Source organism: Erwinia psychrophila (assembly GCF_039023475.1).
Taxonomy (GTDB): Bacteria; Pseudomonadota; Gammaproteobacteria; order Enterobacterales; family Enterobacteriaceae; genus Erwinia.
The window spans coordinates 568,264-594,100 of the sequence record NZ_JBCHVB010000001.1 but is presented as its reverse complement, the minus strand read 5'-3'; the positions used below and the strand labels follow the sequence as shown (position 1 = coordinate 594,100).

The following is a 25,837-nucleotide window of genomic DNA, read 5'->3' as shown; positions in this document are numbered from 1 at the left end:
AATGAAGGAGAGCCTGTGAAACGATTAACTCTGATTACGATGTTGCTGGCGACGTGCTCGATTGCGCACGCCGCCAGTGAAAAGGTGGATCTCAAGCTGGCGACGCCGCAGGGCGCCGGGGAAAGCATTGGTACCGTAACGGTTGACGAGACGCCCTATGGGCTGACTTTCACGCCCGATCTTAAAGCTCTGCCGCCGGGTATTCACGGTTTCCACGTACATGCGAAGGGCAGCTGTGAGCCCCAGACCAAAGATGGCAAAGTTGTTCCGGCAGGCGCAGCCGGCGGTCATCTGGATCCACAGAATACCGGTAAGCATCTGGGGCCTTACCGGGAAGGGCATCTCGGGGACCTGCCCGCGATTTATGTCACCAGTGACGGTATGGCGACCTATCCTGTTCTCGCACCACGCATCAAAAAACTTTCCGAAATAAAAGGAAAGGCGCTGATGGTGCATGTTGGCGGCGATAATCACGCCGATGAACCTAAACCGCTGGGCGGTGGCGGCGACAGGCTGGCCTGCGGCGTTATCTAAGCTAACCGACCGCTGCCGGTGTCGCTTTCCGCCGGCAGTGCCTGGGCGAGCTGAGAAAGCGAACAGGCCAGGCGCCAGATCATCCCCGCCAGCGCCCGATTCTGAAGATCTCCGGCAGCCAGCAGGTTAACCCTTTCCTGCATTACGCTAAGCGTTGCATCCAGCGAACGATGGTTTACGCCACGTTCGCTGATGATGTGGTGCAGCTCCTGTAAAGTCTCATCGCGCACCGCTGTATGAGCGGCTACCTCGGTTTGCCATTCTCTTAACTGCCAGACAACGTGCGAGCAGTTAAGCAGCACCACGCCCCAGCGCAGCAGCCAGAGGCGGGCGGGCTCATCGCTGCTGGCGCTGAGCTGATTGATGCGATGATAAATCAGTGATTCAAAGCGATTCTGACTCAGGCTGGGCCGCCGGCTCAGCTGGTCGAGAAACTCCCGGCGTAGCGCACGAATGTGGCGGCGGCTGCGGCGCTTATCCGAACTGGGACGCAGGATCTGAAACGCCAGCCAGGCCAGTAATACGCCGCAAACCTTCGCCAGATTATCGTTCAGAAACTGCTGGTAATCCCATACCGGAGGGTTGGTCACGGCAATAAAAGAGCCCATAAAGACGATCAATTGTCCCCACAGGCTGGCGTATTTCTTCTGCTGCAACTTGAAGAGTTGAAGCGTTATCAGCAGCGGAAACAGAAAAAGTAAAAACTGCCACAGCACGTCAACCTGGATCATTACGCCGAACTTAATCAGAAAACTGAACAGCGTCAGCAACAGCAGCGTTTTCAGCAGCAGGGAGACGCTGTCGGCGGGCGAGGGCGCCGACGAGTAAAGCACGCAGCTGATGGCCGCCAGGGTCAGCGCCGCCTCGCCGGCATCCCACTGCGTGGTCAGGGTAAAGGCGCAGCCGAGAAGGATCACCACAAAGGTTCTGAGCGCGCTCCAGCTCGCCTCCGCGCTGTCCGTATGTCGTGCCAGCGCCGGAACGGCGGGCGGCGACAGGCGGGTATCCGCATCGGCACGCTCAAACTGCCGCAGCCAGCGACTGATGTTGAGGTACAGCCAGCAAAAATAGCGCAGCCGGTGCCAGAAAGCATGATGCTGGTATCCAGAAGTCTCATCGGGTGCCGCCGTGCGCAGAATCTGCGCCAGCCGGTATTTATCGACGTTGCTGCGTGCAAGCTCATCCAGCAGCTGAGCCAGCGCGGTAAACATCACCTCGGGCGGATTGGGCCAGTTCAGCAGCATACGGCGCAGGCTGGAGATGACGCTGGTCAGGCGTAGCTGCTGGTGCAGAACGTAGTTCAGCACATTGTTCTGGCGGCGAAAGCGATAGTGGCTCCAGAAAGCCTGTATGCGCAGCAGGTTCATGGTGAGGATTTGACTGATGACATTTTCATGAGCGCTACGGATCTGCCCGCTCGTTTCGCGCTGAAGCAGCAATCCCGCGTGGGTAAGCAGCCTCGAATGCATCTGCTTAAGCGAAGCGATCAGCGTATCGCCATCGGAGGTACTGGGCAGGATCATCATCATCAGCCCTCCGCAAAGTATGCCGGTGATCACTTCACATACGCGGGCCTGGGTAATGATCCAGAGTTGAGAAATATCGGTGATATTGACGGTGGTAAAGGCGATGATGGCGGCGGTATAACCGGCAAGTGAGAAGGCATAGGCCACATTGTTTTGATAGTGGTTTGCAATCCAGGTACACAGCGCCAGCCAGGCAGCGATGGCAAAAGCGAACAGCCAGGGCTCATTCAGCGTGTGTCCCGCAATCAGCAGGGCGGCAGCGGCCCCCAGCAGGCTGCCCGCAATGCGGCCCAGGCTTTTGCCGATGGCGCCGCCAAGCGTTGGGAAACTGACTACCGCCGCAGAGGTCATTGCCCAGTAGGGCTCATCCAGATCCAGCCCGTAGGCGATACTCAGCGCCAGGCACATGGCGAGCGTATTGCGTAACGTATACCGCCACTGGGCACCGGTTGCTTTGACCCAGGGAAGCCTGTTCCAGGCGAGAACGTTCAGGTTCATGGCTGGATGGAAACGGTACAGGTGGTACCGGAAATCAGCGGCAGGCCCTCCGGCACGTCAAGGAGACGAATGCGGACAGGGACGCGCTGCGCCAGCCTCACCCAGGGGACGTTGGGTTTGATATCGGGTACCAGGCCGCTGTCCGTCTCCACGCTTTGGTCGTAAATAGCGCGTCCGATACTCTCGACTTCGCCCTGTAACTCCCGGTTGTCACTGTACAGCCGGATGATGGCCCGGTTACCGGGTTGTATATGGCGAAGTTTGGTCTCTTCAAAATAGCCGGTCACGTAAAAAGAGTGACTGTCCACCAGGGCGAAAAGCGGGGAGCCGCTGGTGGCAAAGTTGCCGGGGCGGACCTGGAGATTACCGATCCAGCCGTCGGTGGGAGCGAAAATCTGCGTTTGTGACAGATTCCACTTCGCCCTTTCAAGACGGGCCTGGGCCACTTTCGCCGCCGCCGCCATCGCCTGCGCGTTAAGGCTTGCCGCATCAAGCTCTTCGGCGGAAATCGTATTGCGGGGCAAATTTTGCCGGCGGCGGGCTTCATGCTGCGCCTTTAACAGGTCCGAGCGCGCCTGATCCACGCCGGCTTCCGCATCCAGCACCTCAATACGCCAGGGCTCATCGTCCAGCGTGACCAGCTTTGTTCCTTTAGTGACGAACTGATTATCTTTCACCAGCAGCTGCGTAATTTGCCCGGAGACCTGCGGCGTAATGCTGACCAGTTCAGCACGCACTTTGCCATCCCGGGTCCAGGGAGACTGCATGTAGTAGTTCCAGAGCCACCAGCCAGCCAGCAGGGCAGCGGCAAAAAAGAACAGGGTGATAAAATATTTAAGCGTGCTGAATTTCATGCGATCACCCTGAGAAGCCACATGGCGGCGCTGACGCAAAGAACAAAGAGTGAGAGATCCAGCAGCGTCGGATGCCAGATATCACCTGAGTAGATCCAGTCCCGCAGCAGCCGGTGCAGCAGCAGCCAGAGGAAAAAGCCCAGCAGCACGGCTTTAAACAGCGGCGGGAAGTAGACGGAAGCCCCGAAAACCAGGTCAGTCAGGGGCACAGCAGAGGAAAACAGCGTATTGCTCACGGGAGAGATCCTTCTTTCCGGGCCAGCCGCCGTAGGGCCAGTCACGATCCCGGATGGGTAAATGCCGAATTTGTATTTTGTCCTGTAAACTCGCAGAATAGAGTAAAATGCGGATTGATAGCTAGCAAGCTAATTATAAGGAGATGAAATTGGATACCCCTCTAGGCACGGATCTCGCAAGATTAGTACGCATCTGGCGCTCGCTTATCGATCAGCGCCTTAAGCCGCTGGCGCTGACACAGACGCACTGGGTCACCCTGCATAACATTCATCAGTTGCCCCCTGAGCAGTCACAGATCCAGCTGGCAAAAGCGATCGGTATTGAGCAACCTTCGCTGGTGCGTACGCTCGATCAGCTGGAAGAGAAGGGGTTAATTACCCGCACTACCTGCGCCAGCGATCGACGTGCGAAGCGCATCAAGCTGACGACTGAAGCGGCACCGGTTATCGCTCAGGTTGAGCACGTTATCGACGCCACCCGCGATGATATTCTGGCCGGCATTTCACAGCAGGATATCGACAGAATGGTCATGCTCGTTGCCCGTCTTGAAAAAAACATTCTGGAACTGCAGCATCGCGACGAATAAAAAACCGGCTTTCGCCGGTTTTTTTTCATCAGGTTAGCGTGGTGAGACGGTAATCTGGCTGCCGTTAGAGGCGAGCATTACGCGCTGGCCCACGGCATAGCGGCTTGCCGCCTGCTTCTGAACGACCAGAATGGTGTTGCCATCATCCTTACGGATTTCCAGCTCAACGCCCTGCGCTTTATTCATTGCGCCCTGAACACCCTGGCCGGCAACGCCGCCCGCCACAGCGCCGGCTGCCGTCGCCAGACTGCGGCCCGTGCCGCCACCCACCGTATTGCCCAGGAAGCCACCCAGCACCGCACCGCCGATTGCACCGATCACATTACTGTCATCGCCGCCCTGAATCTGTACCGGGCGAACTGAAACCAGCGTACCGTAAGAAACGCTCTGTACCTGCTTGGCTTCACTGGCGCTGTAGACATCGCCTGAGAGCGTGTCAGTGTTAGTGCATCCTGCTAACGTCACGCCGGTAAGTGCCACGATTAATAAACGTTTGAACATCGTCATAACTCCCTTTTTATCGAAGTGGTGCGGTCATTTACGCAACGACCGGTAGCCATAATTATATGGCACAAGTTGCGCCTGTTTCATCTAATCAGAGAAAAAAACTGTTTAAGATCGTAAGGGACGCGAGTTAAACCACCTCTCAATCAACCTGTTAATGAATAAATCAACGGGTAAGCGATACCATGCGCAAAAAAGGCAGTTAATCATAGAATTACATCGCCAATTTTGCGAGGCTGTAGAAAGAACCTCACTTTTACTGATGCGGGTAAGGCCAACAATGAAATCAGGACGTTATATTGGCGTAATGTCAGGCACCAGCCTCGACGGCGTTGACGTGGTACTCGCGGCGATTGATGAACGGATGGTGGCCCAGCAGGCAAGCTACTGTCATCCTATACCTACCTCACTGCGCGAAGAAATTATGGCCGTTTGTCAGGGGCAATCCCTGACGCTCTCCCAGCTTGGGCAGCTTGATACCCGACTCGGGCGGCTGTTTGCCGAAGCGGTGCAGACGCTGCTAACGCGCCAGGGGCTGGAAAAAGAGGATATCACCGCGATTGGCTGCCACGGCCAGACCGTCTGGCATGAACCGCAAAGCGCAGCGCCTAACACCCTGCAAATCGGTGATAATAACCAGATTGTTGCCGCGACGGGCATTACCGTCGTGGGCGATTTTCGCCGGCGTGATATGGCGCTGGGCGGCCAGGGCGCTCCGCTGGTTCCCGCCTTTCACGAGGCGATTCTGATGCACCCTGGCGAACGGCGGATGGTGCTGAACATTGGCGGCATCGCTAATTTATCGCTGCTTATCCCCGGCAAACCGGTGGGCGGCTACGATACCGGTCCGGGGAATATGCTGCTGGACGCCTGGATCTGGCATCAGCGGGGGGAGCGCTACGATAAGGATGGCGGCTGGGGAAGCCGTGGGCGCGTCGTCTATCCTTTACTTCAGGAGCTACTGTCCGATCCCTGGTTTTCACTCTCCGCGCCGAAATCGACCGGCAGAGAGCATTTTAACCTGGCGTGGATTGAACAGCGGCTGTCGCGCTTTCCGGGACTGGCGCCGGAAGACGTGCAGGCAACGCTGGTGGAGCTGACGGTAACCACCATTGCCGAGCAGGTGATGTTAAGCGGTGGCTGTGAGCGGCTGCTGGTTTGCGGCGGAGGCAGCCGCAACCCCTTGCTGATGACGCGGCTTGCTGCGCTGCTTGCGGGCACAGAGGTGATGCCTACTGATGATGCCGGGATCAGCGGCGATGATATGGAAGCCCTGGCCTTCGCCTGGCTTGCTTACCGGACTCTCTCAGGCAAGTCCGGCAATTTACCTTCGGTAACCGGCGCGCGTGAAGCGTCGATACTTGGCGCGATTTACCCGGCGAATAACGCGGGCTGCTTTTAGCCTGAATGCGCGTTTTTTCTGAAACGCGCACTCACGTCCCAGGAGAATTTATGAAAAACTATCTGTTGGCCAGCACGGCCATTCTGCTTTCGGGCTGTAGCTTTATGCACGACCAGGAGCAGCCAAAAACGCTCCATTACACCTGCGGCACCATGCCGCTTACCGTACAGCTCGACAATGCGCAACAGCAGGTCAAACTGATCCTGGACGGAAAGCCGCTGACGCTTACGCAGCAGGTCTCCGGCTCAGGCACCCGCTACAGCGACGGCAACTATCTCTTCTGGTCAAAAGGGGATACCGCTTTCATTGAACGAAACGAGAAAGTCATTATTAATGACTGCCGCCTCAACCCAGGTTAACGCGTTGAAATTCCACTGAGTGAGGCGCACAATGCCTTATCCTTTTCAGCCGAAATCTGAGCCATGAACGACGAAAACTTACAGCATATTGCCCACCTGCGCCGTGAATATACCCGTGGCGGCCTGCGCCGCAAAGATCTTCCCGCCGATCCGCTGACGCTGTTCGACCTCTGGCTCAGTCAGGCCGTGGAGGCGCAGCTTCCCGATCCTACCGCCATGAGCGTGGCGACGGTGGATGAAAAGGGTCAGCCCTACCAGCGTATCGTGCTGCTGAAGCACGTTGACCCACTGGGCATGGTTTTCTATACCAACCTGGGCAGCCGCAAGGCGCATCATCTGGAAAATAACCCCCGTATCAGCCTGCTTTTCCCGTGGCACGCGCTGGAGCGCCAGGTCATGGTGCTGGGCCGCGTGGAAAAACTCTCGCTGTTCGAGGTGATGAAGTATTTCCACAGTCGTCCGCGGGAAAGCCAGATTGGCGCCTGGGTATCGAAGCAGTCGAGCCGCATATCGGCACGGGGCGTGCTGGAGAGTAAGTTTCTGGAACTCAAGCAGAAGTTCCAGCAGGGTGAGATCCCGCTGCCCAGCTTCTGGGGTGGATTTCGTATCACTATCGACTCGATGGAGTTCTGGCAGGGTGGCGAACACCGGCTGCATGACCGCTTTTTCTACCAGCGTGAAGGCGAGGGCTGGAAAATCGACCGTCTGGCGCCCTGAATGCGCGAAATAATGCCCTTAAGCGCTGGTACAGAGTGCGCCTGCGCTTTATTCTATACGCCTTATTTTATCCGCTAGTCAGCGGAAAGCTGTGTACCAGCATAGGTGCAGACTTTTTTTTATGGAGTCACAGATGGCCAGCAGTAACCTGATCAAACAATTGCAAGAGCGGGGCCTGGTAGCCCAGGTAACGGACGAAGAGGCGTTAGCAGAGCGACTGGCGCAGGGGCCAATCGCACTCTATTGCGGCTTCGATCCGACCGCCGACAGCTTGCACTTGGGGCATCTGGTCCCGCTCCTCTGCCTGAAGCGTTTTCAGGATGCAGGTCACCGCCCGGTGGCGCTGGTGGGTGGGGCGACCGGCCTGATTGGCGATCCCAGCTTTAAAGCGGCCGAGCGTAAGCTGAATACCGCGGATACGGTCAATGAATGGGTAGAAAAAATCCGCCAGCAGGTGGCGCCTTTCCTGGATTTCGACTGCGGTGATAACAGCGCCGTTGCGGCAAATAACTATGACTGGTTTGGCAGCATGAACGTGCTGACCTTCCTGCGGGACATCGGCAAACACTTCTCTGTTAATCAGATGATCAATAAGGAAGCGGTTAAACAGCGTCTGAACCGCGACGATCAGGGCATCTCCTTTACTGAATTCTCCTATAACCTGCTGCAGGGCTACGACTTCGCCTGCCTCAATGAGCGCTACGGCGTGGCGCTGCAGATTGGCGGTTCCGATCAGTGGGGAAATATCACCTCCGGTATCGATTTGACCCGTCGCCTGCACCAGAATCAGGTCTTTGGCCTGACCGTGCCGCTGATTACCAAGGCTGACGGCACCAAATTTGGTAAAACGGAAGGTGGCGCGGTCTGGCTTGACGCCAAAAAAACCAGCCCATACAAATTTTACCAGTTCTGGATCAATACTGCGGATGCTGACGTTTATCGCTTCCTGAAATTCTTCACCTTCATGAGCTTTGAAGAGATCACGGCGCTGGAAGAAGAAGATAAAAACAGCGGTAAAGCGCCTCGCGCTCAGTACGTACTGGCGGAGAAAGTGACCCGTCTGGTTCACGGTGAAGAAGGCCTGGCGGCCGCACAGCGTATTACCCGCAGTCTCTTCTCCGGGGCGCTGAGCGAGATGACGGAAGCGGACTTTGAGCAGCTGGCGCAGGACGGCATGCCGATCGTTGAGCTGGCGCGTGGGCAGGATCTGCAACAGGCGATGGTGGATGGCGAACTGGCCCCTTCACGCGGTCAGGCCCGCAAGCTGATCGAATCCAAAGCCGTCAGCCTGAATGGCGAACTTCAGAGCAGCGCGGAATATGCGTTTGAAGAGGGCGATCGCCTGTTTGGCCGCTTTACGCTGCTGCGTCGCGGTAAGAAAAACTACAGCCTGATTGTCTGGAAATAAACTACGCTTCAGGCCGGTCTGACCGGCCTTTCTTCAGGCAGGGTTGTGCGGATTACATCATGAAAAACATTCTTTCTATACAGTCGCATACCGTTTTTGGCCATGCGGGCAACAGCGCATCAGAGTTTCCGATGCGCCGCATGGGCGCCAACGTCTGGCCGCTTAACACGGTGCAGTTTTCTAACCATACCCAGTATGGCCACTGGACTGGCGTAGTGATGCCTGCCACCCATCTGACCGACATTGTAAAAGGTATTGCCGATATCGACAGGCTGAAAACCTGCGATGCGGTACTGAGCGGCTATCTGGGATCGGCAGAGCAGGGCGAGCAAATTCTGGAGATCGTGCGTCAGGTAAAAGAAGCCAATCCCGATGCCTGGTACTTCTGCGATCCCGTTATGGGGCATCCGGAAAAAGGCTGCATCGTGGCGCCCGGCGTGGCGGAGTTTCATACCCGCTCGGCGCTGCCGGCCAGCGATATTATTGCGCCTAACCTGCTGGAGCTGGAAATGCTCAGCGGCGAAGCGGTCACTGATGTGGAGCAGGCGGTCAGGGCCGCGCGCTCGCTGATCGCCAAAGGTCCGAAAGTGGTGCTGGTCAAGCATCTTGCGCGTGCCGGCCTGCGCAGCGATCGTTTTGAAATGCTGCTGGTCACCGCCGGTGAGGCCTGGCATATCAGCCGTCCTCTGGTCGATTTTGGCGTGCGTCAGCCTGTCGGCGTGGGCGATCTGACCAGCGGGCTGCTGCTGGTGGATCTCTTGCAGGGCAAATCACTCCAGGATGCGCTGGAGCACATTACCGCCGCCGTGTATGAGGTGATGCTGAAAACCCATGAGATGGGCGAGTATGAGCTGCAGCTGGTTGCGGCTCAGGAAGGCATTGCCCATCCTCAGCAGCATTTCGCAGCGGAAAAGATCTGATAACAAGAGTTCCCTCTCCTCCAGGCAGCAGGGTAGAGGGAACCCATGTTATATAGCGCTTACAGGGTCGGCTGAATAAGCATTTCCGGCTGTGCTGCCTGAGCGCGCCTGACTGAAACACGCCCGTTCATTCTTTCAGTCCTTCCCCCTGAAGTGCTGCCGCCACGGCGGGGCGCTCCGCCACCCGCTCATACCACCCGTTCAGCGCATCCAGCCCGGACAACGCCAGTTCCACCGGCTTCGCCCAACGCATCACCGTAAACAGGCAGGCGTCGGCCACGGTAAAGTGCAGCCCCATCAGCCATTGCTTTCCTTCAATCTGGTCGTTCACCCAGCGAAATTTTTGCTGTAGCTGCTCGCGAACCTGTAAACGGTACTCGTCAGGTACGCCTGAGCGGAACAGGGCATAAAAAGGCTCCTGCAGCTCAGTAGCGATAAAACTGAGCCACTCCAGCGTCTGGTAGCGGGTCAGGCAGCCCGTAGGGGCCAGCAGCTGGCGATCCGGTTTCCGATCGGCAATGTACTGAACTATCGCCACGGTTTCCGTCAACACCGTCCCGTCATCCAGCGCCAGAGCGGGCACTTTTCCCTTCGCATTCAGCGTAAAAAAGTCCTCGTTCTGCTCGGTTCTTTTAGTCTTTAAATCCACCGATACCACGGTGAAATCAAGACCTGATTCATGCAATACAATATGCGGCGAGAGTGAACAGGCTCCGGCCTTGAAATAGAGTTTCATGCACGCTCCTTCAGCTCAGTAGCAAAAGATCTTATGAGCTTACCCGAACTGGCTAAAAAGTCAGCGCAGAGTCCGTCACTTTTGCCAATAATCTGTCTGTTTCTTAACCGGCGTCATGCTTTCCGTCTGCAGGCAGGTCAGGGCTGAGAGCGCCTCCCGGGCAATATCCCAGAATGCGCGCACCTTCGCGGGCATATATTTCAGATTCTGCGTCACCAGCTGTACGGGCAACGCCGCAGGACGGCTCTCCGGCATCACCTCGCACAGCGTGCCGTGCTGAAGATCCTCAAAGGCCTGATAGGAAAGCAGGCGCGTAATGCCTTTGCCTGCCCTGGCGGCAATCAGCTGCGTTTCCACCTCGTTGACCATAAACGTGGGCTGAATGCGGACGCGTTCCTGGTTGCCGGCCGGGCCAAAGCGCCACTCCCTGAGCGAACTGACGGAAGTCCCGGCTATCAGCGAGTGCGCGGCTAAATCGGCTGGCGTCGCCGGGCAACCGGCACGCGCCAGATACTCAGGGCTGGCCAGCAGGATACGTTGTACGGTACCTGTCTCCACAGCAACCAGCGAAGAATCACGGAGTTGACCAATACGCACCGCGATATCCAGCCCCTGTTCCAGCAGATCCTGATAGCTGTCATTAAGCAGCAACTCCACCTGGATACCGGGATAACGGTCAATAAAGTCGAGCACCACCGGGGCGAGATGCTTGCGGCCAAACTGCACCGGCGCGGTAATGCGCAGCAAACCATTGAGCTGTGATTTAGAGGAATCCTGAATGGCCTGCTGATAATCGTTAAGCAGCGTTTTAGCCCGCTCGAACAGCACAATACCAGCGGGCGTGGGGGACATATTACGCGTGGTCCGTTCAATCAGGCTGGCGGCGAAGCGGTTTTCCAGCGAGGCCAGCGCGCGGGTAATCGCGGGAGGAGAGCGCCGCAGCTTTCTGGCCGCCGCCGCCAGGCTGCCCTGCTGTACCACCGCGACAAACACCGTTAGCTCATCAAGTTTATCCATCATTATTCCGCAGTAAGAAATTATGAATTGCCATATTGCGCGTTTTCCGTCGTTTTCGGCAAGAGTAAGCTCAGGGAAACTGAAGAGGAGATAATTATGACGGCATTAACGCTCTACAACACCCCGCTCTCCGGCCATGGTCACCGGGTAAAATTACTTCTGTCCATGCTGGATCTGCCTTATGAAGAGGTGGAAGCTGGCGCAGAGGTACGCAAAACGGCGCGTTTTCTGGCGCTGAATCCACAGGGTCAGATACCGGTATTGGTGGATGGCGAAACCGCTATCGTGGACAGTAATGCCATCCTGCTGTGGCTGGTTAAGCGTTATGCGCCTGAGAGCCACTGGCTGCCGAAGGATCTGGTGCAGGAAGTGGAAGTTCACCGCTGGCTGGCCAAAGCCGCCGGGGAAATTCGTTATGGCGTGGGCTCCGCAAGGCTTATCAAGCAGTTTTCAACGCCGGAAAATTATGCATCGGCCTGCGCCGTGGCGGCAAAGTTCCTGCCGCAGATGGAGCAGCACCTGGCCGGTAAACGCTGGCTGGCCGGCGAACAGGCGACGCTGGCCGACCTGGCGTGTTACGCCTACGTTGCCTGCGCACCGGAGGGCGGCATCACTCTGACGGAGTATCCTGCTATTCAACAGTGGCTGCAAAACGTTGAAGCCCTTCCCGGGTTCGTCGGGCTTACGCCGCTGCCGCACCCGGAAGTGGCTTAGCGATGTTCCATCCTGGTGAGAGAAGCGCGCAACAGCGGGCGGGCTATGGCACGGTGAACGCTGCCATTTACCCCGCCATGCCGGATCAGCATCGCCAGTTTTTTGGCGGCCTGCGGACCTTTTACCTTGCGGCGCTGGGGGAGGATGGCTATCCGGTGGCGACTTTATTGCAGGGGAAGCCGGGGTTTATCCAGGCTCCAGAGGCTGGGTTGCTGACCGTTGATCAAGCCTCCCTGGCGGCTGCACCCCTGTTACCCGCGCTGAAGACGGGAATGGCAGTAGGGGGACTGGGCATTGATTTCTCAAACCGCAGGCGTAACCGGGTCAATGGCGTAGTACGTAAGGTGACTGAGCAGGGCGCTGAACTCACTGTGCAGGAAAGTTTTGGCAACTGTCCACAATACATCCAGAGACGCGATCTTCCTTACGATGCCCGCAAAGGCGCGGTGAAGGTGGAACCGCTGCAGGCGCTTGATGCCGATGCCCGTTATGCGCTTAGCGCGACAGATACGTTTTTTGTCGCCAGCGTTGCGCCACGGGAGGATAGCGCAGGCGGGGTGGATATTTCCCATCGCGGCGGCCTGCCCGGATTCCTCTCCCTGGAACAGGGAAAGCTAAAAATCCCTGATTATGCTGGTAACCGCTATATGAATACGCTGGGCAATTTGCTGATCGATCCACGATGTGCGCTGCTTATTCCGGATTTCCAGCAGGGCGCCGCGCTGCATATTCAGGGCGAAGCGGAGATAGAGTGGCAGAAAGGTGGCGGGCTGACTGAACGCTTCTGGTACGTCAACATTAAAAGGGTGTGGCGCATCCGGCAGCTTTTTCCTCCGGCCGGTCTTAGCGTGGAATACGCTCAATCCTCAGCTGATGCCGGGTAACCGGCAATAAAAAGGGCGACATTTCTGTCGCCCTTATCACGTTAAGCGTCTGCCTTACGCTTTGGCATTCTGTAAATCGTTCGCGTCGTCCTGCGTCATACGGTTCAGCTTAGGCGCTGCCATAATCATCAGCAGGGCAATCACGCCCGTGGCGATACCAATTTGCAGGAACACGTCGCCGTAAACATTCAGCGAAAGCAGCGGATCGGTAATGTTCTCCGGTACGGCCATCAGATTTGCGACCTTACCTGCGATCATCGCGGCACCTGCGGTGGTGAGGAACCATGAGCCCATGATAAAGCCCATCAGGCGCTGCGGAACCAGCTGCGCCACCATCGCCAGACCCAGGCCGGAAATCATCAGCTCGCCGACGCTTTGCAGCGCGTAGCTCAGGATCAGCCAGTTAACCGAAACGATACCCAGATCGGTGGCAAACTTCGCGCCCAGCGGCAGAACGAGGAAAGCACATGAACAGAGCACCATACCGAGCGCAAACTTATGCGGCATCGGCAGACGATCGCCCATCTTGTTATAGATAGCGGCCAGCAGCGGGCTGAACAGCATAATCCAGAACGGGTTCAGCGCCTGATACTGCTCCGGCTCAAAGGCGATACCCAGAATGCTGTGTTCAACGTTGCGGATAGCGAAGAAGTTCAGCGAGGTTGGCATCTGCATATAGAGCACAAAGAACACCACCGCTTCCACCATCAGCAGAAAGGCGACGATCATTTTACGACGGGCGGCACCCTGCATCGCAAAGGTTTCTTTGGCGAACACCAGCACGATACCGAGCGCGATAAGGCCCAGAACGAGGCGGGCGATACCCTGGTTATGCAGCAGCCAGGTTGCCAGCACGATCAGGACAACAACGCCAACCAGCGTGGCGAACAGCTTGCCCATATGCAGCGGTGCAAAATCAGGTTTTGAACCATACTGCTTAACCCATCTGCGGCAGACCATAAAGTTGACCAGGGTGATCAGCATACCAACGAACGACAGTGCAAAAGCGGTGCTCCAGCCGTAGTGGGCCGCCAGCCAAGGCGTTGCAAGCATGGAGATAAACGAACCGATGTTAATCGCCATGTAATACATGGTGAAGGCGCCATCAAGGCGGGGATCGTCTTTTTCGTAGCAGGTTGAGAGCAGGGCAGAAGGGTTAGCCTTGAACAGGCCATTGCCGACGGCGATAGTTGCCATCCCCATATAGACCATTGCCACGTCGTGACCTGACCAGGCGACCATGCCGTAGCCCAGCGCCAGAACCAGCGTACCGAGAACGATAACACGCTTGGTGCCGAGCACTTTATCCCCCAGCCAGCCGCCGATGGCAACCATGCCGTAGACAAGCGCGCTGAAGGAAGAAAATAGCGTGATAGATTCGGCTTCGGACATCCCCAGCATTTTGACCAGGTAGACCGCCATAATGCCCTGAAGGCCGTAAAAGCCGAAACGTTCCCAGAGTTCGATCGAAAAAATCAGATAGAACGATTTAGGTTGCTTAAAAGCATTGAGACTCGGTGTCTCGTGTTGTTTGTTTGCAGTAGACACTAATACCTCTGAAGTTCTTATCCTGATTCGACATGATAATTAAGTCGATGTCATACAAGGTGGGCATTCGCCGCATGATTATAAGATGGGAAAAGCGGCGGTTAATTTCTCCTATCCGGCGGTCTCAGGCAAGTCTTTTTTCACTCTTTTCAGGACCGCGCTGCTTAGTGTTAATGGGAAGGTTCTTATTTGTTAATCAGGGTAATATATTGATTAATTTGATTTATGTGGGTGAATATTCTAAAAAAAGACGACCGTCTACGCTATAGCTGAAATTCCCTGCTGGCCTATTTTGAAATAGAATAAAATACCGCCACATTCTTAATAATCAAAATATCTAACCAGTAATTGTCCTGTTGCGGCGTAAAGAAAAGGAACAACGCGCCGGAGTCAGATTTATTCCCTTAAGTGAGGTTGGATTTGTGACTGTCGTCACAAGTTGATCGGATATTATCGCTTGAAAAATAAGTATTTAACCCTTTTTTAAAAAAACCTTCCGGAAAGTACTGGAGACAGGGATCGGGGCCGGTTTTCGTAAAATAAATGTTCGTTTCGTAACATTCTCACAGCCTTACCGGTAGCAGAGTGACATTTCAGCGACTGAATTGCTGGCCTTCATTCCTTTAACTGTACCTGCGGATGACGGATCGGATAGGGAGTGCGGACGCTTTTTGTTTTTTATTGATTGAGCGTTCAATATAAAATGACTATAATAAAGATTATCTAATAGTTAAAACCGATGAAATCATGCCAAAAGTAGGAATGAAAGCCATCCGTCAGGCGCAGCTCATTCGCGCCACCCTGACCGTTATCGATCGTGTCGGCCTTGCCGACGCCAGCCTGGCGCTGATTGCCAAAGAGGCGGGCGTTTCGACTGGCATTGTCAGCCACTATTTTGGCGATAAAAATGGCCTGCTGGACGCCTGTATGCGCCAAATCCTCTCCGACCTCTATGCTGCGGTGCAACATAACCGCAAGCAGGCGGACGAAAGTGCAGAGGCGCAGATCCGGGCCATCGTCGACGGAAATTTTGACGTTTCACAGATTGACGCCCCTGTACTGAAGACCTGGCTGGCATTCTGGACAAACAGTCTGCACCAGCCAGACCTACAGCGGCTGCAACGGATTAATGACCGCCGCCTCTATTCGAACCTGGCGGCGCAGTTTGCCCGCGTACTTTCGCCCGTGCAGGCGCGTGACGCCGGAGCCAGCATGGCGGCGCTTATCGATGGGCTCTGGCTACGTATGACCCTGGCACCGCAGCCAATGGCGCAGGGGATTGAACAGGCCCGGGCCCTTTGCTATCAGAATCTCGCGATGTGGCTTAAAGGCCCCGCACACTAACCCCCAAGGAGGAGACATGGCAGATATGCAACGCCGTGGACTTTACATTAATGGCCGGGAAGAAGCTGGTCATGGCGATACATTCACAACCATCAATCCCGCTAACGGTCAGGTGCTGGCGGAGATCACCGCCGCCAGCCAGCAGGATATCGACCGGGCCGTCGCGTCCGCCCAGGCTGGCCAGCGCATCTGGCGCGGCTATACGCCGGTTGAGCGCAGCCGGGTGCTGCTGAAAGCCGTGGCGCTGCTACGTGAGCGTAATCAGGCGCTGGCGGAGCTGGAAACGGCCGATACCGGCAAGCCCATCAGCGAAACGGCTTATGTTGATATCGTCACCGGCGCAGACGTTCTGGAATATTACGCGGGTCTGGCCGTTGCGGTGGAAGGCGAATCGATTCCCCTCCGTGACAGCGCGCTGGTTTATACCCGTCGCGAGCCGCTGGGCGTGTGCGCCGGTATCGGGGCATGGAACTATCCGATCCAGATAGCCCTGTGGAAAAGCGCCCCGGCGCTGGCAACCGGCAATGCGATGATTTTCAAGCCCAGTGAAGTCACGCCGCTGAGCGCGCTTGAGCTGGCAAAAATCTATACCGAAGCGGGACTGCCCGACGGCGTATTCAATGTCGTTCAGGGGGCGGGTGCCACGGGTCAGGGGCTGAGCCAGCATCCCGACATCGCGAAAGTCTCTTTCACCGGGGAGGTTAACACCGGCAAGCGCGTCATGGCGGATGCGGCGCTGGCGAATCTCAAGTCGGTGACGATGGAGCTGGGGGGTAAATCTCCGCTGATTGTTTTTGAAGATGCGGAACTGGAGCGAGCAGTTGATGGCGCCATGATGGCTAACTTCTACAGCAGCGGTCAGGTTTGTACCAACGGCACGCGCGTTTTTGTACACCGTTCGCTGCTGCCAGCGTTCGAGCAGCGCCTGAAGGAAAAAATGGCGGGCATTAAATGCGGCGACCCCCGCGATCCTGAGGTGAACTTCGGCCCGCTGGTGAGCGAAGAGCATTGTCAGAAAGTCGTTTCTTATCTGGAAACCGGTAAGGAAGAGGGCGCACGGCTGCTCGCCGGTGGAAACCGTATCACTGAAGGTGCAATGGCGAAAGGCTGTTACGTAGAGCCGACCGTTTTCACAGACTGTCACGACGGGATGCGCATCGTACAGGAGGAGATCTTCGGTCCGGTGATGAGCATTCTGGCATTTGATGACGAGCAGGAAGTTATAGCCCGTGCCAATGACACGCAATATGGTCTGGCGGCTGGCGTATTTACTACGTCGCTCAATCGTGCTCATCGCGTAATTCATCAGCTTGAAGCGGGCATCTGCTGGGTTAATAGCTGGGGCGAATCGCCTGCCCCTATGCCGGTCGGTGGCTACAAACAGTCCGGCGTCGGGCGTGAAAACGGGCTTGAAACCCTGCATCACTACACGCGCACCAAATCGGTTCTGATTGAAATGGGCGACTATCCGTCCGCGTTCTGATTGTATGGCCGCGGCGTTTTGCCGCGGCTTTATGGAGGTTTAATGCAGAAGTTTGACTACATCATTATTGGGGCGGGGTCCGCCGGGAACGTACTGGCAACGCGACTGACTGAGGATGCTGACGTATCGGTACTGTTACTGGAAGCAGGCGGAAAAGATCACCGCTGGGACTTCCGTACCCAAATGCCAGCCGCTTTAGCCTTTCCTCTACAGGGCAAGCGCTATAACTGGGCATTTGAAACGGACCCGGAGCCTCATATGGATAACCGCCGTATGGAGTGCGGTCGGGGCAAAGGGCTGGGCGGCTCGTCGCTGATTAACGGCATGTGTTACGTGCGCGGCAACGCGATGGATTACGATAACTGGGCAAGTAAACCCGGTCTTGAAAGCTGGTCCTATCTCAACTGCCTGCCGTACTTTCGCAAAGCAGAAAAACGCGACGTGGGCGAAAACGATTATCATGGCGGCGGCGGCTATCTGAGCGTAACGACGCCAAAACAGGGCAATAACCCGCTGTTTCGCGCGTTTATCGATGCGGCAAAGCAGGCGGGCCATCATGAAACGGACGATCTGAACGGCTACCGTCAGGATGGCTTCGGCCCGATGGACCGTACCGTCACCGCGCAAGGCCGTCGATCCAGCACCGCCCGGGGATATCTGGACGTAGCTAAACAGCGCTCCAACCTGACTATTATCACGCATGCCCAGACCGATCGTATTTTGTTTAGCGGTAAAACGGCCACCGGCGTGAGCTGGCTTCGTAACGGACAGGAAGATCGGGCGCAAGCGACGCGCGAAGTGCTGCTTTGCGCAGGTGCCATCGCCTCACCGCAAATCCTGCAACGTTCAGGTGTGGGTCCGGCAGAGTGGCTACAGGAACTCGATATTGATGTGGTTCATGCGCTGTCCGGCGTGGGCCGCAATCTTCAGGATCACCTGGAAGTTTATATGCAGTTCCGTTGTAAAAAGCCCGTCAGCCTTTATCCGGCGCTTAAGTTATGGAACCAGCCTGCGATTGGCGCGGAGTGGCTCTTTAAGGGAACCGGCGTGGGCGCCAGCAATCAGTTTGAAGCGGGTGGCTTTATCCGCAGCGACGACAAGCCTGACTGGCCCGATTTGCAGTATCATTTTCTGCCGGTAGCGATTAACTACAACGGCAGCAGCCCGGTGAAAGAGCACGGTTTTCAGGCACACGTTGGGCCGATGCGTTCGAAGAGTCGGGGTCGCGTTAAGCTGACTTCGAAACATCCTTACGCAGCGCCGTCGATTTTCTTCAATTACATGTCTGAAGCGCGCGACTGGGAAGAGTTCCGCAGCGCGGTGCGCCTGACCCGGGAAATCATGCGCCAGCCCGCGCTGGCCGAATACTGCGGTGAGGAGATTCAGCCTGGTCTTGCGGTACAAAGCGATGAGGAGATTGACGCCTTTATCCGTGAGCATGCGGAAACGGCCTATCATCCGTGCGGAAGCTGTGCGATGGGCAACGATGAAATGGCGGTTGTGGATGCGCAAGGCCGCGTGCACGGCATGCAGAATCTGCGGGTGGTGGATGCATCAATTATGCCGCAGATCACAACAGGGAACCTGAATGCCCCAACGGTGATGATCGCAGAGAAGATGGCCGATTTGATCCGGGGTAAAACGCCGCTAAGCGCCTCAACCGCGGATTACTATCAGCTCCAGCGTGAGAAAGCGGAAGCTGGGCAGGCTTAACGTTTCACTTCTGTGCAAGCAGTGAAGAAACACAGGTGGTGTTTTGCCGCAGGGATGCGGCAGCGAAGCCTTCATGAACGGATTCACGGCGTCCCGGTGTTCTGCCACTTATCGGAGCCGGTCCCCGGAGCTGCATTTATCGGGCGGCAGTAAGGTCAGTCGCTTCAGGCTGGTGTAAACGCTGAGGGCGCTGCCTGTAAAACGCGTCCGTCGTAAACACGCCCCTCCAGACTCACTTCACCAGATTTTCGGTCGCTGTAAGATCGTGCAAAAGCTGAAGGCGTTGTCCGTAACGCAGACACGCCGTAAATACATCCCTGTAGGCTTGGTTCGCGCGTCCCTGCGCTCAACAGTCCGCTTATCCGGCCAACGCCTTCCGCAGGTGGGCAGTGGAGTCGCTGTAAAAACCGTCAGAGAATTCGCGTATTGTCTGCCAGCCTAGTTTTACTGACAGACAACACCGTAGCCAGCGGGCGAGGATAAGTGGACAGATAAGCCGGGTCTCTGCCGCAGGGAGGCGGCAGCGAAGCCTCCATGGACGGATTCACGGCGTCCCGGTGTTCTGCCACTTATCGGAGCCGATCCCCCGAACTACATTTTTCGTGCGGCAATAAGGTCAGTCGCTTCAGGCTGGTGCCAAAGCTAAAGGCGTTGCCCGTAACATGGACATGCCGTAAATACCTCCCTCAAGGTTTGATTCGCCAGATCTTCTTGTCGCTGTCAGGCTTGCGTAAAAGCTGAAGGCGTTGCCCGTAACGCGGACACGCCGTAAATACATCCCTGTAGGCTTGGTTCGCGCGTCCCTGCGCTCAACAGTCCGCTTATCCGGTCAACGCCTTCCGCAGGTGGGCAGTGGAGTCGCTGTTTGGATTTTTTTGTGATTTCAGTGCCTTCACTGATTGCCTGCAAATTTGGTTCTACCCGCAGACAACACCGCAGCCAGCGGGCGACGATAAGTGGACAGATAAGCCGGGTCTCTGCCGCAGGGATGCGGCAGCGAAGCCTCCATGGAGGGATTTACGGCGTCCCGGTGTTCTGCCACTTATCATAGCCGGACCCGGAGCTGCATTTATCGGGAGGCAGTAAGGTTAAGTCGCCTCAGGCAGATGCAAACGCTGAAGGTGCTGTCTGTGAAACGCGTCCCTCGTAAATAGACCCCTCCAGACTCACTTCACCCGATCTTCGGTCGCTGTAAGATCGTGCAAAAGCTAAAGGCGTTGTCCGTAACGCGGACACGCCGTAAATACATCCGTGTAGGCTTGGTTCGCGCGTCCCTGCGCTCAACAGTCCGCTTATCCGGCCAACGCCTTCCGCAGGTGGGCAGCGGAGTCGCTGTTTGGATTTTTTTGTGATTTCAGTGCCTTCACTGATTGCCTACAAACCTGGTTTTATCCGCAAACAACACCGCAGCCAGCGGGCGATGATAAGTGGACAGATAAGCCGGGTCTCTGCCGCAGGGATGCGGCAGCGAAGCCTCCATGGACGGATTCACGGCGTCCCGGTGTTCTGCCACTTATCGGAGCCGATCCCCCGAACTACATTTTTCGTGCGGCAATAAGATCAGTCGCTTCAGGCTGGTGCTAAAGCTAAAGGCGTTGCCCGTAACGCGGACACGCCGTAAATACATCCCTGTAGGCTTGGTTCGCGCGTCCCTGCGCTCAACAGTCCGCTTATCCGGTCAACGCCTTCCGCAGGTGGGCAGTGGAGTCGCTGTTTGGATTTTTTTGTGATTTCAGTGAATTCACTGATTGCCTGCAAACCTGGTTCTACCCGCAGACAACACCGCAGCCAGCGGGCGATGATAAGTGGACAGATAAGACGGGTCTCTGCCGCAGGGATGCGGCAGCGAAGCCTCCATGGACGGATTCACGGCGTCCCGGTGTTCTGCCACTTATCGGAGCCGATCCCCGGCCCGACATTAGTTTCCACCTTCATACATCAAGTCCTGCTGGATAAATATAATTAATGAGTTCTGTATCCTGCTGGGACATCCCTTCTTTATGAATACAAACCACTCAATATGGTAAATGCTATTTAATTCATATGTTAAATAAGGAGAGCCATAAAAATCGCATCAAATACAGGACTCACTGCGTAAGCGTTTTTTCATAAAAGTCTGAGGGAGATAAGCGTGAAGATATCCAGAATAGATCATGTACATATCTACGTTGATGATGTAGCACTGGCTGAAGAGTGGTACAGGGAAATCCTGGGATTTTCCCGCGAAAACTCGCTGTACTTCTGGTTTGAACATGGAGGACCGCTGGTGATCAAAAACAACGATGCGTCACTTTCCCTGTTTCGCCGCAACGGTCAGGCTCCTGGCCCTACGATAGCCTTTAACGTTGGTGCAGCCGCGTTTGATAACCTCTTGCCACTTCTGACCAATCGGCAAATACCCTTCACCGTCTGCGATCATGAAGTCTCTATGTCGGTATATTTTAACGATCTGAGTGGCAATAAAATTGAAGTGACTTCCTATGAATATAGCCAGGCCAGGCAGATCATTATGCGCGCGGAAGCGATGCGCTAACAAAGCGTTAACCGCCTGTCGGCACATCGTCAGCGGCCAGATCGCTTCATTTTCGGAACCAATCGAATGACAGATATCGCATCTCTTCTTAGCAACTGCCCGGCACGGGAAATTGGCGAGGCCATTGCGGCCGGTAAAATCACCTCCGTTGAGGCTACTCAATGGTATCTGAACCGGATAGAAGCGCTAAATAACGGGGCTAATGGCGTCAACTGCGTCCGCAGCATTTCACCCCTTGCCCTTGAGGAAGCCAGCCGCGCAGATGCCGCACTTGCTGCCGGAGAGTCAAGAGGGCCACTGCATGGCGTGCCCTATCTGGTCAAAGATAACGTTTTTACCGCTGATGGCAGCTTCGCCTCTGCCGGATGCCGGGCGCTGGCAGAATTCATACCGCCCTATGAGGCCACTCTGGTCGGACGCTTGCGCGACGCTGGTGCCGTGCTGCTGGGCAAAACCAACCTCACGGAGTTCGCGGATTTTGTGGCAGAAACCATGCCTTCTGAGTTTAGCGGCACGGGTGGCGTCGTCCGTAACCCGCTGGGCCTGCAATATGGTCGCGGGCAGGGGTCGAGCGTGGGATCTGCGGCGGCCGTGGCGGCGGGGTTCTGTGCTTTCGCCATCGGCTCTGAAACGCAAAACTCGCTACAGGCGCCGGCTGTCCATAGTTCTGTTGTTGGCTTCAAGCCGACAGTGGGACGCGTGAGCCGGCACGGTTTGATTCCTCTGGTCCCAAGTCAGGACTCGCCGGGACCGCTCACCCGCACGGTAGACGATGCTGCACTTGTCTTCGGGGCAATCGCCGGTGCCGATATGAAAGATACGGCGACGCTTGCTGATTTCGAAAGCGCAGCCAGCAGGGGGGCGTCGCTGCAGGGAGTACGCATAGGCGTGCCGCGTCGCTTTATCGCCGATAGCGTGCTTACCGAAGGCCGGAAAGAAGTTTTTGAGCGTGCTCTGGCATCACTGACGCAGGCGGGCGCCATCATTGTCGATCCCTGCGATCTGCCGGCTGCGGAACAGCTCAATGCAGTGCGATCCTGCGTTTTTCGTACCGAGTTCAAAGCAAGCCTTAACAGCTTACTGACGACGCTTCACCCCTGCGGCATGCGTTCAATGGCGGATATTATCAGCTGGAATAACGCCCATCCTGACGCTATTCCTTACGGGCAGTCTCTGCTTGAGGCCGCTAACGCCTCACCGGACGTCCGTTCGCAGCAGTATGTTGAAGACCGCCAGCGTGATATTGCGCTGAGCCTTAATGCCGGTATTCTGGCTGCGATGAAGGCTGGCAGAGCGGATGTCCTGCTTGCGCCTATGTCAGCAGCGGCCAAATGTACTGGCAAAGCGGGCGCGCCAGTGGTGGCTCTCCCTGCTGGCCAGGACGCAGAAGGTTTACCCTTTGGGATAACGCTTTTCTCGGCACCGGGGCACGATAATGCCGTGCTACAGATAGCGGGTGCAATTGAAGGTGTTATTGGAAAACGGCTTCAGCCTACATTTGACGATATCCTGTAGGACTGCTCTTTCAGGCAGAACGAATGTCACGTAAGCGCCGCTGTTGATGCGGCCTTATCTCCGGCTTTTTCTGTCCAGCGCTTTTCCCGACAGGGTGACCATAAACAATGCCAGAGCAGTCAGGACGATAATCGCTTTCACGCCCTCCAGCGTAACGCTTCTGCAATGAACCAGCGCCAGGCCCGTAGCCGCTACCGCTTTCATGAGCGGTGAAATAGTGCGTGTCAACATAATAGGTCCTTACCGGGTAAGCGCTGCTGGAAGATAAGCGCGATTGATCATGCGCACATCGGTGGCTTTGTCTGAAGCCTCTGATGCCAGTACTACCGTAGTCGCGTTGGTTGCGGCGCTATCCAGCGTTGACGTTATTGCGGTGAAACTGTGCGCGAAGCTGACAGAAGAGATCGGTAAAAGCGTTGCAGCTGCGACAACAAAGATGAAGGATTTCATGGCTATGCCTTATTCAGATTCAGTAATGCTTCAGGGGCAATCAACAGAACCTGAAGCGGAGGTCAGCGCTGGCCTATCATTTAACCAGTCTGGCAGCAACGTAAGCGCGGTTATCAACGCGGGCGCCGGTAATGGTGTAGGAACTTCCTGACTGAGCAGCCAGCGCGGCGACTTTAGCTTCCGCACCCTCAAGCGTAGTGGCCGTGGCGGTAATGCTCTGGGCAAAGCTGGTAAATGAAATCAGAGAAAGAACGGTAACTGCTGCGATTTTTTTGATCGATTTCATGGTCATTTCCTCAGGGGTATCAGGTTTTTATGGGGCGCCGTGCCCCGATGGAATGCATAGTAATGCTGAACCGGGATAATCAAAATAGGTCAATTTTGCCGAAGCAAATCAGAAAATTTGAATGAGTGGGTCAGGCTTCCCGGATGGGGAAGAAATGACGTCAGGCGTATAATACCGGCCACATCAAAAATCAATTATCCGATCGTATACCTATCCATCTGTATACTTATCCGTTTGTATAAGTTTCTTTTTCCTGCCCCGCATCTGATAATCACCTCTCACTTGTTATAAGACTCCGTCGCGATGGTTTCACGCGCTTCGTTGCTTTTTGATACGCACTGATATCAGGCTGGAAGGTTATGAACTCTGTAAATGCCGAATTTAATGAGTCGCAAATCACGGACGCTAACCGTAATAAGATAATGTATTCCGTAGTGAATGATATTATTCCGTGGATTGAGGATCACCTCTACGATGAAAATATTCGCGTGCGTAACGTCACGCAGAGAAGCGGCTATGGACACTGGCATTTTCAGCGCATCTTCAGGGAGCATACGGGTTACAGTCTGGGTGAGTATATTCGTGTCAGAAGAGTGATCAGGGCGGCTATTTCGGTTATCTATACAAAAAAAGGAATTATTCAGATTGCCGTAGATAACGGATTTACCAGTCAGCAAACCTTTTCAAGAACATTCCGTAAATATCTTAATGCGCCACCCGCCAGGTTCAGGAAAAAATATATAAACCGCGAAGAAGATTTCTGCACGCTTATGAGCAAGGTTTTCAAGAGTAACTATGAGCACCAGCGAATGTTTAACGCGGCATAAATGTTCACGCAATGACGATAGAAAGAGTTTTTTTAGCTACAGGGGAGCGGATTTATCTGCCAGCTGAAGCTTTCTGACCGCATATAACGCAACACTTACTGCCACTGATAACAGGGAATAATGATGAAATTAAAAATGAAAATAGGGGCGCTGCTGCTGGCTACCCAGATGACTCACGCATTTGCTGCAACGGTTGAGAACACCCCCGCGCCGACGGCGGGCGTGGCAAGCTTTCTGAGCGCGCTGAACAGCGGCGGCGGTAAGCCGATTGAGCAGCTCTCACCCGAGGCTGCCCGCGACGTTCTTATTGGCGCACAGAAGGGCGTTGAGCTTCCTCCGGCGCAGGTTTCTGAAAAAGTTATTACCGCACTGGGCAAACCCCTGACGCTGACGATTGTGAAACCAGAAAACGCCACGGCAACGCTGCCTGTATTTATGTTTTTCCACGGCGGCGGCTGGGTGCTGGGCGATTTCCAGACGCATGAGCGCCTGGTGCGCGATCTGGTAAATGAGTCCGGTGCCGCTGCGGTATTTGTTAACTACACGCCGTCACCGGAAGCGCATTATCCGGTGGCCATTACTCAGGCCTATGAGGCGACCAAATGGGTCGCTGAACACGGTGCGGAGATTGGCGTCGACGGTACACGTCTTGCGCTGGCGGGGAATAGCGTAGGCGGCAATATGGTGGCGGCGGTGGCGCTACAGGCGGAGCGTTATCATACGCCTGCTATCCGCTACAATGTTATGCTGTGGCCGGTGACCGATGCCCGTTTTGACGATACGTCCTATCATCAGTTTGCGGAAGGCCACTTCCTGACCCGCAACATGATGAAATGGTTCTGGGATAGCTATACTTCCTCAGAACAAGACCGCAATAACATTCTGGCCTCCCCGCTGCGTGCCACTCCGGCGCAGCTGAAAGGATTAGCACCGACGCTAATCCAGACCGCCGAGCTGGATGTTCTGCGTGATGAAGGCGAAGCCTTTGGCCGCAAGCTTGATGCCGCTGGCGTGCCTGTGACGGTGACGCGCTATAACGGCATGATCCACGATTATGGTTTGCTTAATGCCCTGAGTCAGGAACCTACGGTCCGCACTGCGCTTGAGCAGGCTTCCGCAGAACTGCGCTCACATCTGAAGTAAATACGTTTGCCAGCCTCAGGGCTGGCATATAAACATCTTACAGGTGATGGGTACTGATAGTGGGATTCGTGAGGTTAAAGACTGAACGTTTACTGAAAA

Annotated in this window: 26 protein-coding genes; 16 read left to right on the top strand and 10 right to left on the bottom strand. The window is 55.6% G+C overall.

Translation table 11 applies throughout. From position 1 onward, the window contains the following. Window positions 1-15: 15 nt before the first annotated feature. Entirely contained in the window at window positions 16-534 is a 519-nt protein-coding gene (gene sodC, locus AAH446_RS02650) for a superoxide dismutase [Cu-Zn] SodC (RefSeq protein WP_342905178.1), read from the top strand. Here the strand turns inward: sodC and AAH446_RS02645 are convergent. From AAH446_RS02645 to AAH446_RS02635, 3 genes are read right to left on the bottom strand one after another with little or no spacing between them, the layout of a single operon-like run. Next, entirely contained in the window at window positions 531-2,558 is a 2,028-nt protein-coding gene (locus AAH446_RS02645) for an FUSC family protein (protein WP_342905177.1), read from the bottom strand. The two genes, sodC and AAH446_RS02645, sit on opposite strands and share 4 nt — an antisense overlap. Beyond that, on the bottom strand, window positions 2,555-3,412 hold the full coding sequence (locus AAH446_RS02640) for an HlyD family secretion protein (protein WP_342905176.1): 858 nt from the start codon (window positions 3,410-3,412) through the stop codon (window positions 2,555-2,557). The genes AAH446_RS02645 and AAH446_RS02640 overlap by 4 nt, the downstream gene beginning before the upstream one ends. Further along, entirely contained in the window at window positions 3,409-3,648 is a 240-nt protein-coding gene (locus AAH446_RS02635) for a DUF1656 domain-containing protein (protein ID WP_342905175.1), read from the bottom strand. Before AAH446_RS02635 ends, AAH446_RS02640 begins: the two co-directional genes overlap by 4 nt. A gap of 143 nt (window positions 3,649-3,791) precedes the next feature. On the opposite strand from AAH446_RS02635, the gene slyA reads away from it, so the two are divergent. Continuing rightward, window positions 3,792-4,235 (top strand): transcriptional regulator SlyA, encoded by a 444-nt coding sequence (slyA, locus tag AAH446_RS02630; RefSeq protein WP_342905174.1) that lies wholly within the window; start codon window positions 3,792-3,794, stop codon window positions 4,233-4,235. 33 nt (window positions 4,236-4,268) lie between these two features. On the opposite strand, the gene slyB is transcribed toward slyA, so the two are convergent. Then, complete coding sequence (gene slyB / locus AAH446_RS02625; protein ID WP_342905173.1) at window positions 4,269-4,736, bottom strand: outer membrane lipoprotein SlyB; 468 nt, start codon at window positions 4,734-4,736, stop codon at window positions 4,269-4,271. A 283-nt stretch (window positions 4,737-5,019) separates the two neighbouring features. Here slyB and anmK point away from each other — a divergent pair, with 283 nt between their 5' ends. From anmK to pdxY, 5 genes are all read left to right on the top strand, one after another. Continuing rightward, window positions 5,020-6,141: an anhydro-N-acetylmuramic acid kinase gene (gene anmK / locus AAH446_RS02620; RefSeq protein WP_342905172.1), complete on the top strand. Its 1,122-nt coding sequence runs from the start codon at window positions 5,020-5,022 to the stop codon at window positions 6,139-6,141. Window positions 6,142-6,191: 50 nt separating this feature from the next. Then, window positions 6,192-6,500, top strand: a complete 309-nt coding sequence (locus AAH446_RS02615) for an MliC family protein (protein ID WP_342905171.1) — start codon at window positions 6,192-6,194, stop codon at window positions 6,498-6,500. 63 nt (window positions 6,501-6,563) lie between these two features. Then, window positions 6,564-7,217: a pyridoxamine 5'-phosphate oxidase gene (gene pdxH, locus AAH446_RS02610; protein ID WP_342905170.1), complete on the top strand. Its 654-nt coding sequence runs from the start codon at window positions 6,564-6,566 to the stop codon at window positions 7,215-7,217. 133 nt (window positions 7,218-7,350) lie between these two features. Continuing rightward, a complete protein-coding gene (tyrS, locus tag AAH446_RS02605; protein WP_342905169.1) occupies window positions 7,351-8,625 on the top strand; it encodes a tyrosine--tRNA ligase in 1,275 nt (424 codons plus the stop codon). A 59-nt stretch (window positions 8,626-8,684) separates the two neighbouring features. Further along, the gene (pdxY, locus tag AAH446_RS02600) at window positions 8,685-9,545 is read left to right on the top strand and encodes a pyridoxal kinase PdxY (protein WP_342905168.1); all 861 of its coding nucleotides are present in this window, start codon (window positions 8,685-8,687) and stop codon (window positions 9,543-9,545) included. 127 nt (window positions 9,546-9,672) lie between these two features. Here pdxY and gstA read toward each other — a convergent pair whose 3' ends face one another. Further along, window positions 9,673-10,281 (bottom strand): glutathione transferase GstA, encoded by a 609-nt coding sequence (gstA, locus tag AAH446_RS02595; RefSeq protein WP_342905167.1) that lies wholly within the window; start codon window positions 10,279-10,281, stop codon window positions 9,673-9,675. A gap of 75 nt (window positions 10,282-10,356) precedes the next feature. Next, window positions 10,357-11,298 carry a LysR family transcriptional regulator gene (locus AAH446_RS02590; RefSeq protein WP_342905794.1) on the bottom strand — a complete coding sequence of 314 codons (942 nt, stop codon included), beginning with the start codon at window positions 11,296-11,298 and terminating at the stop codon, window positions 10,357-10,359. Between the two features lie 96 nt (window positions 11,299-11,394). Here AAH446_RS02590 and AAH446_RS02585 point away from each other — a divergent pair, with 96 nt between their 5' ends. Further along, entirely contained in the window at window positions 11,395-12,012 is a 618-nt protein-coding gene (locus AAH446_RS02585; protein WP_342905166.1) for a glutathione S-transferase family protein, read from the top strand. Window positions 12,013-12,014: 2 nt separating this feature from the next. Continuing rightward, window positions 12,015-12,896 (top strand): pyridoxamine 5'-phosphate oxidase family protein, encoded by an 882-nt coding sequence (locus AAH446_RS02580; RefSeq protein WP_342905165.1) that lies wholly within the window; start codon window positions 12,015-12,017, stop codon window positions 12,894-12,896. Between the two features lie 54 nt (window positions 12,897-12,950). Here the strand turns inward: AAH446_RS02580 and dtpA are convergent, their stop codons facing one another. Next, window positions 12,951-14,444 (bottom strand): dipeptide/tripeptide permease DtpA, encoded by a 1,494-nt coding sequence (dtpA, locus tag AAH446_RS02575; RefSeq protein WP_342905164.1) that lies wholly within the window; start codon window positions 14,442-14,444, stop codon window positions 12,951-12,953. A 747-nt stretch (window positions 14,445-15,191) separates the two neighbouring features. On the opposite strand from dtpA, the gene betI reads away from it, so the two are divergent. The 5 genes from betI to AAH446_RS02550 all read left to right on the top strand — a co-directional run bounded on the left by betI (window position 15,192) and on the right by AAH446_RS02550 (window position 23,032). Beyond that, complete coding sequence (gene betI, locus AAH446_RS02570) at window positions 15,192-15,788, top strand: transcriptional regulator BetI (protein ID WP_342905163.1); 597 nt, start codon at window positions 15,192-15,194, stop codon at window positions 15,786-15,788. A gap of 16 nt (window positions 15,789-15,804) precedes the next feature. Further along, window positions 15,805-17,271 (top strand): betaine-aldehyde dehydrogenase, encoded by a 1,467-nt coding sequence (betB, locus tag AAH446_RS02565; protein WP_463322762.1) that lies wholly within the window; start codon window positions 15,805-15,807, stop codon window positions 17,269-17,271. Between the two features lie 42 nt (window positions 17,272-17,313). Then, on the top strand, window positions 17,314-18,984 hold the full coding sequence (betA, locus tag AAH446_RS02560) for a choline dehydrogenase (protein ID WP_342905162.1): 1,671 nt from the start codon (window positions 17,314-17,316) through the stop codon (window positions 18,982-18,984). 2,131 nt (window positions 18,985-21,115) lie between these two features. Continuing rightward, the gene (locus tag AAH446_RS02555) at window positions 21,116-21,517 is read left to right on the top strand and encodes a VOC family protein (RefSeq protein WP_342905161.1); all 402 of its coding nucleotides are present in this window, start codon (window positions 21,116-21,118) and stop codon (window positions 21,515-21,517) included. 66 nt (window positions 21,518-21,583) lie between these two features. Further along, on the top strand, window positions 21,584-23,032 hold the full coding sequence (locus AAH446_RS02550) for an amidase family protein (protein WP_342905160.1): 1,449 nt from the start codon (window positions 21,584-21,586) through the stop codon (window positions 23,030-23,032). A 54-nt stretch (window positions 23,033-23,086) separates the two neighbouring features. On the opposite strand, the gene AAH446_RS02545 is transcribed toward AAH446_RS02550, so the two are convergent. The 3 genes from AAH446_RS02545 to AAH446_RS02535 form a co-directional block, all read right to left on the bottom strand. Beyond that, window positions 23,087-23,263: a hypothetical protein gene (locus tag AAH446_RS02545; protein ID WP_342905159.1), complete on the bottom strand. Its 177-nt coding sequence runs from the start codon at window positions 23,261-23,263 to the stop codon at window positions 23,087-23,089. A 9-nt stretch (window positions 23,264-23,272) separates the two neighbouring features. Beyond that, window positions 23,273-23,482, bottom strand: coding sequence for a DUF1471 domain-containing protein (locus tag AAH446_RS02540; RefSeq protein ID WP_342905158.1), 210 nt, complete (start codon window positions 23,480-23,482; stop codon window positions 23,273-23,275). A 76-nt stretch (window positions 23,483-23,558) separates the two neighbouring features. Continuing rightward, on the bottom strand, window positions 23,559-23,768 hold the full coding sequence (locus AAH446_RS02535; protein ID WP_342905157.1) for a DUF1471 domain-containing protein: 210 nt from the start codon (window positions 23,766-23,768) through the stop codon (window positions 23,559-23,561). 434 nt (window positions 23,769-24,202) lie between these two features. Here AAH446_RS02535 and AAH446_RS02530 point away from each other — a divergent pair, with 434 nt between their 5' ends. Both AAH446_RS02530 and AAH446_RS02525 read left to right on the top strand, forming a co-directional pair. Beyond that, window positions 24,203-24,595: a helix-turn-helix domain-containing protein gene (locus tag AAH446_RS02530; RefSeq protein ID WP_342905156.1), complete on the top strand. Its 393-nt coding sequence runs from the start codon at window positions 24,203-24,205 to the stop codon at window positions 24,593-24,595. 168 nt (window positions 24,596-24,763) lie between these two features. Further along, window positions 24,764-25,738: an alpha/beta hydrolase gene (locus tag AAH446_RS02525; protein ID WP_463322777.1), complete on the top strand. Its 975-nt coding sequence runs from the start codon at window positions 24,764-24,766 to the stop codon at window positions 25,736-25,738. Window positions 25,739-25,837 lie beyond the last annotated feature (99 nt).

Coding starts and splice junctions, on each gene's coding strand:
- anmK (WP_342905172.1), top strand. CDS start 5,020: ATGAAATCAGGACGTTATATTGGCGTAATGTCAGGCACCAGCCTCGAC.
- AAH446_RS02640 (WP_342905176.1), bottom strand. CDS start 3,412: ATGAAATTCAGCACGCTTAAATATTTTATCACCCTGTTCTTTTTTGCC.
- betA (WP_342905162.1), top strand. CDS start 17,314: ATGCAGAAGTTTGACTACATCATTATTGGGGCGGGGTCCGCCGGGAAC.
- AAH446_RS02535 (WP_342905157.1), bottom strand. CDS start 23,768: ATGAAATCGATCAAAAAAATCGCAGCAGTTACCGTTCTTTCTCTGATT.
- AAH446_RS02525 (WP_463322777.1), top strand. CDS start 24,764: ATGACTCACGCATTTGCTGCAACGGTTGAGAACACCCCCGCGCCGACG.
- pdxY (WP_342905168.1), top strand. CDS start 8,685: ATGAAAAACATTCTTTCTATACAGTCGCATACCGTTTTTGGCCATGCG.
- AAH446_RS02590 (WP_342905794.1), bottom strand. CDS start 11,298: ATGGATAAACTTGATGAGCTAACGGTGTTTGTCGCGGTGGTACAGCAG.
- gstA (WP_342905167.1), bottom strand. CDS start 10,281: ATGAAACTCTATTTCAAGGCCGGAGCCTGTTCACTCTCGCCGCATATT.
- pdxH (WP_342905170.1), top strand. CDS start 6,564: ATGAACGACGAAAACTTACAGCATATTGCCCACCTGCGCCGTGAATAT.
- AAH446_RS02545 (WP_342905159.1), bottom strand. CDS start 23,263: ATGTTGACACGCACTATTTCACCGCTCATGAAAGCGGTAGCGGCTACG.
- tyrS (WP_342905169.1), top strand. CDS start 7,351: ATGGCCAGCAGTAACCTGATCAAACAATTGCAAGAGCGGGGCCTGGTA.
- AAH446_RS02550 (WP_342905160.1), top strand. CDS start 21,584: ATGACAGATATCGCATCTCTTCTTAGCAACTGCCCGGCACGGGAAATT.
- slyA (WP_342905174.1), top strand. CDS start 3,792: ATGAAATTGGATACCCCTCTAGGCACGGATCTCGCAAGATTAGTACGC.
- slyB (WP_342905173.1), bottom strand. CDS start 4,736: ATGTTCAAACGTTTATTAATCGTGGCACTTACCGGCGTGACGTTAGCA.
- AAH446_RS02580 (WP_342905165.1), top strand. CDS start 12,015: ATGTTCCATCCTGGTGAGAGAAGCGCGCAACAGCGGGCGGGCTATGGC.
- AAH446_RS02540 (WP_342905158.1), bottom strand. CDS start 23,482: ATGAAATCCTTCATCTTTGTTGTCGCAGCTGCAACGCTTTTACCGATC.
- betB (WP_463322762.1), top strand. CDS start 15,805: ATGGCAGATATGCAACGCCGTGGACTTTACATTAATGGCCGGGAAGAA.
- AAH446_RS02645 (WP_342905177.1), bottom strand. CDS start 2,558: ATGAACCTGAACGTTCTCGCCTGGAACAGGCTTCCCTGGGTCAAAGCA.
- AAH446_RS02615 (WP_342905171.1), top strand. CDS start 6,192: ATGAAAAACTATCTGTTGGCCAGCACGGCCATTCTGCTTTCGGGCTGT.
- AAH446_RS02585 (WP_342905166.1), top strand. CDS start 11,395: ATGACGGCATTAACGCTCTACAACACCCCGCTCTCCGGCCATGGTCAC.
- betI (WP_342905163.1), top strand. CDS start 15,192: ATGCCAAAAGTAGGAATGAAAGCCATCCGTCAGGCGCAGCTCATTCGC.